Consider the following 8,221-nt stretch of genomic DNA (forward strand, 5'->3'; position numbering starts at 1 on the left):
TATTACTGTTCTTAGTCCATGTTTTATAATCCAAGGATTAATAGGATGCTGTTTATCACGTAATTGCTGTAACCACTGAAAAACGAGTTCTTTATCTTCTTTCGTAATATCGTTAATATGATTGGCTACAGATTTTTGAACATATTTAGAAGGGTCATTCATTAATGGTTCAAGAAGCTGTAAATTGTACTTAAAATCATCTTTTAGAGCTCCTATTTTTTTAGCCCAAGGAAGCCTTGGTCTTGTACCTTCAGAAACTAATCTTCTAATGTGGCTGTTTTCGTCATAAATCCACTGTTGTAATATATTTAGTGTGTCTTCATGGTATGTTTCAAGAAAAGGCCGAATGGCATATTCAGCAGTATTTCTTTTCGTTATTTCATACATGGCGTTGAATGAGGTTTCAAAGTCGTTAAGTCCATATTTTTCAACGTATTTTGCAAGAGGCATGTACATATATCCGTTTGTAAATGTGCCTACTTCTGTTGTATTTTCTGGGCCTAATGTTTTTAGTAATATATGTATTGCTTCATTAAAATCTTTTTGTAATGCATTATGTAATTCATCTGCTATTACTTCAATACGCTGCTTTAACTCTAAATTTTCAACTTTACATGTTACGGAAGATACAAAGTTTCTTTTAGAGAAAGTGGGATCGTGTTTACAAATAGAATCAGCCATTTTTTCTGCTAATTTTTCGTTAAATAAAAATTTTAACGGAACATATTTACCCATTTTTTCACCTCGGTGGTCAAATGAAAACAATTTTTATTTTTTAATCGACAATCCATAAACTAACGTCTCACTCGGAGTCGTAATACTAAAACCTGTCGTCTTATAATCAAGTTTCACCGTATCACCAGTGTAGTCTTTCGTGAATGAATCCATTTGTACGATAAGATCTGCATCTTCACATACAACATCATCTGCGTTATATGTATCCGAAATTAAATCGACATCAACGAAAATACTACAAGAGTTTGTCATTGTCCCTCTAATGCGAATGATCTTTTTGTCTTCACGTTCTAATCTATGTATAGCTGCTTTTGCTTCATCAGTAATGCGAATGTTCATTGTATCCCAACCTTTAATTATATTTCTTCTATTATGGCAAAAACAGGAGCAATAGGGAAGCAAAGAGGTTTGCAACAAAAAACGAGCAAACAAATTTGTTTGCTCGTTTCACTTTATTTTAGTTCACATTTATCGAGTGGAATCACTTTTGTTTTTTTCGTAAATTTATATCCTAACCATAGTACTAAGAAGAGTGGTAAACCGATGTAAGAAACAAGTACGCCGTTCCAATCGATTGATTCACCCATAAATGCGCCATAGTTTTGTCCTAAAATTACGATAATACAAAGAGTAAATGCGAAGAGTGGACCGAATGGGAACCATTTTGCTCTATATGGTAAGTCATTTAAATCTTTTCCTTGTGCGATATATGCTTTACGGAAACGGTAATGACTAATTGCAATGCCAACCCATGCGATAAAACCAGACATTCCGGATGCGTTTAATAACCAAATGTATACAACTCCGTCACCGAATAAAGAAGCAATGAAAGCAATACTACCAACAATTGACGTTACGATTAACGCGTTAACAGGTACACCGCGGCTATCTAATTTTCCAAGAAACTTTGGTGCTTTTCCTTGGCGAGCTAAATCCCAAAGCATACGAGTTGATGCATACATACCAGAGTTACCAGCAGATAGTACAGCAGTTAAAATAACAGCGTTCATAACAGAAGCAGCAAAGGCAACGCCCGCTTTTTCAAAAATAAGTGTAAACGGACTTACTGTAACATCACTTGCAGCAAGGCTTTCAGTTGTATAAGGAATTAGTAAACCGATAACGAGAATCGCAAGGATATAGAATAAAAGAATACGCCAAAAGATTGAACGAATTGCTTTTGGGATATTACGTTCTGGATCAGACGTTTCACCAGCAGCTACCCCAAGTAATTCAGTTCCTTGGAAGGAGAAACCAGCTGCCATAAATACACCGATAATTGCCATGATACCACCGTTAAATGGTGCATCAGCAACAGTGAAGTTTTTGAAGCCAACAGTTTCGCCCCCCATAATTCCGAAAATCATCATAAAGCCGACAATTAAAAAGATAATAATCGTAACTACTTTAATAAGTGCGAACCAATATTCAGATTCACCAAACCCTTTAACAGATAAATAGTTTAAAAGGAAAATAATAGCTAAACATAATCCGCTCCAAATAAGAGAAGGGGTATCTGGGAACCAAAATTTCATAATTAATGTTACGGCCGCTAGTTCTGCCGCAATTGTAATCGCCCAGTTATACCAATAGTTCCATCCAAGTGCAAAACCAAGTGATGGATCAACAAATTTTGTTGCATACGTACTAAAAGATCCAGTAACAGGCATGTAAGCTGCAAGTTCAGCTAAGCTTGTCATTAAGAAATATACCATAATTCCAATTGCGGCGTATGCAATTAATGCGCCGCCAGGACCAGCTGAATGAATGACACCACCGCTGGCAAGAAATAGTCCGGTACCGATTGTACCGCCGAGAGAAATCATCGTAAGGTGCCGCGATTTTAATCCGCGTTTTAATTCACCTTGTCCTTGTGTAGTTTGCGTTTTAGAGGTAGATTGATTTGTTGCGCTATTCATGTTCAACACTCCTTTTCTTGTAGGTTAGGAAGGAGCGGGGGAGAAAAATACAAAAAACCGCCAAAGGAATTTGGCGGAACGTTTCACAAATAACCACCCCATCATACCCTTCCGTTAAGATAGCACCCCACGTTTACACGGTAATTTTGTAAACGTGACAGTTCTGTTCCTTTCGGAGACAGCCCCAGCTCATATTTCCAGAGAAGAAATATAAACTTCGGCAACTTTTCCTTTCAAACGGAGTCAGTGACATTCTCTGTGTCTCGTCCGTTTTACTATTAAAAGTCGCAACCTCTACCTCATCGGATTGATGAGGATTTATATATTGCTAAGATTTTTAATATATGGCAATTGTAATGACTTTCTGAATATATTGCAAGATATTTTGTTAGGAAAAGTCAAAAAATATTGGTTATTGTATAGGAAACGCTTGCAAAACTCCACCCGAACCTACTATTATGTAGCAATAAGCAAAGAAAAAATTGTTATACAAATGTTTCGCAAAAAATATTGAAAAACCCTCTAAATAAAAAGAAAATTCAGAAAAATATAATTCGACATTCATGATAGAGTCATATTATTTGTTATAATTAGAGTAACGTAACGTTTAAGCAAAAAGGGGAAATCAAAATGAAATTAGAAACAGAAAGGCTCTATATAGTGCCGTGTACAGAAGAGAGTATTCAAGTTGCTAACGAGCAAGGATATAATAGCGGTCTGCATATTGTAGGGCATGTAGAGAATGTAAAACAAGATTCGGCTTTATTACCATGGGGGGCGTGGTATGTTCTTCGGAAAGAAGATGATAGCGTTTTGGGAGATATTGGATTTAAAGGGAAACCAAACGAGGATCAAACAGTAGAAATTGGCTATGGATTTATTGAGAAATATTGGAATCAGGGCTATGCAACAGAAGCTGTAAAAGAACTAATCGATTGGGCTTTCAAAACAGGAGAGGTAGAAACAATAATTGCAGAGACACTCATAGATAACTATAGTTCGATGCGTGTTTTAGAAAAGTTACATATGAAGAGAGTAAATGCTACAGAAACGATGATTAATTGGAAAATAGAAAAATAAAAAATACCGCTCTAAATTGAGCGGTATTTTTTTATAGTTATGGTAGCATTTGCTTCTGATCATTTGGATACTCAGCCGTTGATGCGTGAGGGCGATTGGAATGATTTCGAACAGCAATGAAAATAGAAATAATAACGACAAGACCAACTGCAACGTAAGAAAGTGAAATAACAGTTGGATCCACTTTAAATGTAGTAAGCAGTGTACGAATATTTGTAAAGATAATAAGACCACCAACTAATACGCCAAGTAAATGGGGTGGAACGATGCGGACTAACCATGCAGCAATTGGAGCTGCGACAATACCGCCAAGCATTAACGCAAATACCCAAACCCAGCTTACTTGTTCCCAGCCAAGTGAGATGAAGAAGCCGATTGTTGCAGCGAGTGAAACAGGAAATTCACTCGTATCTACAGATCCAATAACTTTTCTAGCTTCATTTCCTCTTGCTAGAAGAACAGGTGTCGTAATGGGCCCCCAACCACCGCCACCAGTTGAATCAACGAATCCAGCGAATAAACCAAGTGGCACAAGTTGTTTTGCAGACATACGCTTATTTGAAGTGACAATTTGTTTTTGGATGATGAATCGTAATAAAATATAAACCCCTAAAGTAAATAAAAATATGGAAATGTATGGTTTGATTACATCTCCGGGCAAATTACTTAAAAAACATGCCCCAACAAATGCGCCAATTGCCCCAGGTAATGTAAGCCTGGAAACTGTATATTTATCAACGTTTCCAAATTTGATATGAGATGCGCCGGAAGCTGCAGTTGTAACGACTTCAGCTAAATGAACTGATGCAGATGCAACAGCTGGTGCAATACCAAACATTAATAATAAAGAGGAAGACGTTACTCCATACGCCATTCCAAGTGCTCCATCGATCAATTGAGCGAAAAATCCAATAATAGCAAAGACAATTAATTTCTGCATAAATAATCCCCCTGTAATAATAAATGAAAAAGACACTTTTCCCGTATGAGAAAAGTGCCTTTGGTTTTTCCAATCAGCAATAATTAAATTTGTTTCATTATAATACATATTAATCGTATAAATCAACTGGGTTTTAAAGTTTTTGAATTGAATGAAAGAAAAATAAAATATACAATAAAAGGATGGAGAGAAAGGGGAGAAAGACATGTTACGATTTGATCATCTCGTTCACGCAGTTCATGGTACACCGGAGGAAGCGGCAAAACAAATGCAGGAACTTGGATTTCATACTGTATTAGGCGGAGAGCATACGAATTGGGGTACTTGGAATAGTTTAAGTTATTTTGATTTATCATATATTGAATTTTTAGCAGTTCAACATGAAGAAAAAGCGAAAGAAGTAGAAAATCCATTAGTACAAGAAACAGTGGTGAAACTACAAAATGGAGAAGGAATGCTACAAATCGCGATCCGAACAGATGCAATTGAGGAGCTAGCAGTTAACTTTAATAAGTACGGCTTACATACGATAGGGCCATTTGAAGGGAAACGTATGAGAAAAGATGGCCGACTTTTAGAATGGAAAATGTTATTCGTTAAGCAAGAAGAGAACGGACCGAAATTACCTTTCTTTATACAGTGGAATGAAACGGACGAAGAAAGAAGAAACGATTTACGTAACAGTGGGACGATTACTGAACATAAAAACAAAGTGCAACAAATTGAAACGATTCATTACGCAGTAAAAAATGTTCGAGAAACAGTACGGAAATGGAAAGAAGTAATGGAGCTATCTACAAGCTTAGTTGTGAAAAATGAAAAATGGAATGCTGAGTGTCAAAGTGTATCGTTTGGTGACATTCAAGTACAGTTTTGTAAACCGGTTGGAGAAGGTCTAGTGCAAGAATACATAAAGAATCATGGCGAATATCCATTTGCAGTAGAGTTTAAAGGGGGAAATAAACGAGAGCATGAAGTGTTAGGGAGTTTGTACATATATTGATAGAGGTGAACGTTGTGGAAGAAATGCTTAGAGAGATAGAGAGAATACTAGAATGGCCTCGTATTGCAACGTGTACAGCTATTTCAAAAGGTTTTTCACATGAAGAGAAGTATAAAATTGAATTAAAGAATCAAGAAACCTATTTTGTAAAAGTATGTGATGCTGTTCATTTTGAACGTAAACAAGAAGAATATACGTATACGAAACAATTAGAGTCATTACATATTCCAACACCCAAGTTAATTCATTTCATAATAATTGAGAAATTAAATAAATGTGTTCAAGTATTTGAATGGACCCGAGGTATAAATGGTGAAGAAGGTTTAAAGAAGTTATCGGTGGAAGAACAGTATAATGCAGGAAGAAAAGCAGGGGAAGTATTAAAGAGGATTCACTCAATTGAAAGAGAAAGTGCAAGTAATAAATGGGAAACATCTAGATGGAATAAATACGAAAGATACATAGAGGCACTAACAGATTACGAGGTGAATTTTCTGGATTTGAAGCCAGTATTAACCTTTGTAGAAAATCATAAAGATTTATTGGAAAATCGTCCAATAAGATTTTTACATGATGACTTCCATCCAGCAAATAGCATGATTCATAATAAGGAATTTATCGTTATCGATTTTGGTGGATATGATTTTGGTGATCCAATACACGATTTTTATAACGTAGCGATTTTTACTATAAGAATAAGTAAACCATTTGCGGTTGGACAAGTTCACGGTTATTTCGGAGGCGAACCATCGCTTCATTTTTGGAAACTGTATACATTGTACGTCGCGATGACATTCCCAGCGGATATCGTTTGGACGAATCGAAGTACACTGCATTTAGTAGATGATATGAAGGAAAGATTAAATGGAATTTTAGAAGATCATAATCATTTTTCATCTTATATTCCAAAATGGTATCAATCAAGCGAATTTAATAAATAAAGGAGTAATTTATATGGATAAAATAGCAGTAATTTCAGATATTCACGGTAATATTCAAGCATTAGAATCCGTGTTGAATGATATTAAATTAAGAGGGATCGAGCGCATTATTTGCCTTGGAGATTTAGTAGGAAAAGGACCTCATTCCAGTGAAGCAATTGAAATCATTCGTAAAGAATGTGAAGTAGTCGTAATGGGAAACTGGGATGATTTTATTACAAAGCCGACTGAATTTGAAGCATTGAAATGGCATCAAAAACAATTATCGGAAGAACAAAATGACTATTTAAGAAACTTACCATTTTCAATCGAGTTTTATATGAGTGGGAAATTCATTCGTATGTTTCACGCTTCACCGAGAAGTTTATATGAAAGAATTCAACCACACGCTTCAAGAGAAGAACGTATTAGTATGTTCGAAAATAGTGATCTGACGGAAAATATAGAAGGGGAAAGAAAACCAGATGTCGTTTGTTACGGTGACGTTCACCAAGCGTTCGTTCAAAATTTCAGAGGGAAAACGTTATGTAATGCCGGTAGCGTAGGAAACCCGCTTGAAATAACGCAAGCTTCCTATTTAATATTTGAAGGGACTTACAATGAAAAAGAAGCAGCGAGCTTTTCTATTCAACTTGTACGAGTACCGTATGATATTGAATTAGCTATCAGACTAGCAGAAGAACTCGAAATGCCAGAAATTGAAGAATACAAACAAGAATTACGGACTGCTTTATATCGAGGGTTTAAGGGAAAGTAAGCTAATAATATATCAACGATTTTTCAAATATATCTATCATAACTTAAAATATATCAATGATTTTTTCGAGATATCAGCGATTCGAGAAAGGATATCAATTTACTGACAAATAGTGACATGAATTATTATCTATAATTATATTATGTCAACTAATTATAAAGGGAGATATCATGAACCGAAAACAACGAATCAAAGAAATTGCAGATCATATTGTAAAGCTAAACTTAACCCATCCAATAAGAGTTGGAGTAAGCGGTATTACAGCCTCAGGAAAAACAACATTTGCAAACGAACTAGCGGAAGAAATAAAAAAACGAGGATTACCAGTAACACGCGCCAGCATTGATGATTTTCATAATCCAAGAGTGATTCGCTATGCAAAAGGAAAAGAATCTGCAAGAGGGTATTATGAAGATGCACACGATTATACAGCTTTCAAAGAAAGATTATTAATGCCTTTAGGACCTAACGGGAATTTACAATATGAAACGATTTCTCATAACTTAATAACGGATATGCCTGTACATAATGAGCCGCTATTGGCCACGAAAAATATGATATTAATAGTAGATGGAACGTTTCTATTGAAAAAAGACGTTGCGCATTTATTTGATTACAAAATCTTTGTAGATACAAATTTTGAGATTGCGAGAAAACGTGGTGCTAAGCGGGAAACTGAAGCTTTTGGAAGTTATGAAGAAGCAGAGAAGATGTTTTTAAACAGATATCATGCTGCCTGTAAGATGTATATAGATGAGCATAATCCGAAAGAAATTGCAGATGTTTTATTTGAAAATAGTAAATTTGATGATCCAGTAGTTCTATTTAAAAGACATTAATACAGTT

Annotated in this window: 9 protein-coding genes and 1 riboswitch; of the genes, 5 read left to right on the top strand and 4 right to left on the bottom strand. The window is 35.5% G+C overall.

What is annotated here, in order from left to right; genetic code table 11:
- The 3 genes from ACQGS6_RS18900 to ACQGS6_RS18910 all read right to left on the bottom strand — a co-directional run.
- Positions 1–735 (bottom strand): DNA alkylation repair protein (locus tag ACQGS6_RS18900; protein ID WP_426965429.1); only part of this gene is annotated, 735 nt, incomplete at its 3' end.
- A gap of 33 nt (positions 736–768) precedes the next feature.
- Positions 769–1,074 (bottom strand): iron-sulfur cluster biosynthesis family protein, encoded by a 306-nt coding sequence (locus ACQGS6_RS18905; RefSeq protein ID WP_426965430.1) that lies wholly within the window; start codon positions 1,072–1,074, stop codon positions 769–771.
- 113 nt (positions 1,075–1,187) lie between these two features.
- Positions 1,188–2,654: an amino acid permease gene (locus tag ACQGS6_RS18910; RefSeq protein ID WP_001083387.1), complete on the bottom strand. Its 1,467-nt coding sequence runs from the start codon at positions 2,652–2,654 to the stop codon at positions 1,188–1,190.
- Between the two features lie 112 nt (positions 2,655–2,766).
- Positions 2,767–2,959: riboswitch (Lysine riboswitch) on the bottom strand.
- 325 nt (positions 2,960–3,284) lie between these two features.
- On the opposite strand from ACQGS6_RS18910, the gene ACQGS6_RS18915 reads away from it, so the two are divergent.
- Entirely contained in the window at positions 3,285–3,734 is a 450-nt protein-coding gene (locus tag ACQGS6_RS18915) for a GNAT family N-acetyltransferase (RefSeq protein ID WP_098293433.1), read from the top strand.
- A gap of 37 nt (positions 3,735–3,771) precedes the next feature.
- On the opposite strand, the gene ACQGS6_RS18920 is transcribed toward ACQGS6_RS18915, so the two are convergent.
- On the bottom strand, positions 3,772–4,674 hold the full coding sequence (locus ACQGS6_RS18920; protein ID WP_001170718.1) for a sulfite exporter TauE/SafE family protein: 903 nt from the start codon (positions 4,672–4,674) through the stop codon (positions 3,772–3,774).
- A gap of 205 nt (positions 4,675–4,879) precedes the next feature.
- Here ACQGS6_RS18920 and ACQGS6_RS18925 point away from each other — a divergent pair, with 205 nt between their 5' ends.
- From ACQGS6_RS18925 to ACQGS6_RS18940, 4 genes are all read left to right on the top strand, one after another.
- Positions 4,880–5,677, top strand: coding sequence for a VOC family protein (locus tag ACQGS6_RS18925; RefSeq protein ID WP_426965431.1), 798 nt, complete (start codon positions 4,880–4,882; stop codon positions 5,675–5,677).
- A gap of 14 nt (positions 5,678–5,691) precedes the next feature.
- Positions 5,692–6,618, top strand: a complete 927-nt coding sequence (locus tag ACQGS6_RS18930; protein ID WP_426965432.1) for an aminoglycoside phosphotransferase family protein — start codon at positions 5,692–5,694, stop codon at positions 6,616–6,618.
- 13 nt (positions 6,619–6,631) lie between these two features.
- Entirely contained in the window at positions 6,632–7,375 is a 744-nt protein-coding gene (locus tag ACQGS6_RS18935) for a metallophosphoesterase family protein (protein WP_000357653.1), read from the top strand.
- A 170-nt stretch (positions 7,376–7,545) separates the two neighbouring features.
- Positions 7,546–8,214, top strand: coding sequence for a uridine kinase (locus ACQGS6_RS18940; protein WP_001080550.1), 669 nt, complete (start codon positions 7,546–7,548; stop codon positions 8,212–8,214).
- The last annotated feature ends 7 nt before the right edge of the window (positions 8,215–8,221 follow it).

Source organism: Bacillus sp. GMs2/2, assembly GCF_050172095.1.
In the GTDB taxonomy this organism is placed as follows: domain Bacteria; phylum Bacillota; class Bacilli; order Bacillales; family Bacillaceae_G; genus Bacillus_A; species Bacillus_A cereus.

What these genes read in the sequence shown, in the direction of transcription:
- ACQGS6_RS18905 (WP_426965430.1), bottom strand. Translation starts at nt 1,074, where the DNA reads ATGAACATTCGCATTACTGATGAAGCAAAAGCAGCTATACATAGATTA.
- ACQGS6_RS18910 (WP_001083387.1), bottom strand. Translation starts at nt 2,654, where the DNA reads ATGAATAGCGCAACAAATCAATCTACCTCTAAAACGCAAACTACACAA.
- ACQGS6_RS18915 (WP_098293433.1), top strand. Translation starts at nt 3,285, where the DNA reads ATGAAATTAGAAACAGAAAGGCTCTATATAGTGCCGTGTACAGAAGAG.
- ACQGS6_RS18920 (WP_001170718.1), bottom strand. Translation starts at nt 4,674, where the DNA reads ATGCAGAAATTAATTGTCTTTGCTATTATTGGATTTTTCGCTCAATTG.
- ACQGS6_RS18925 (WP_426965431.1), top strand. Translation starts at nt 4,880, where the DNA reads ATGTTACGATTTGATCATCTCGTTCACGCAGTTCATGGTACACCGGAG.
- ACQGS6_RS18935 (WP_000357653.1), top strand. Translation starts at nt 6,632, where the DNA reads ATGGATAAAATAGCAGTAATTTCAGATATTCACGGTAATATTCAAGCA.
- ACQGS6_RS18940 (WP_001080550.1), top strand. Translation starts at nt 7,546, where the DNA reads ATGAACCGAAAACAACGAATCAAAGAAATTGCAGATCATATTGTAAAG.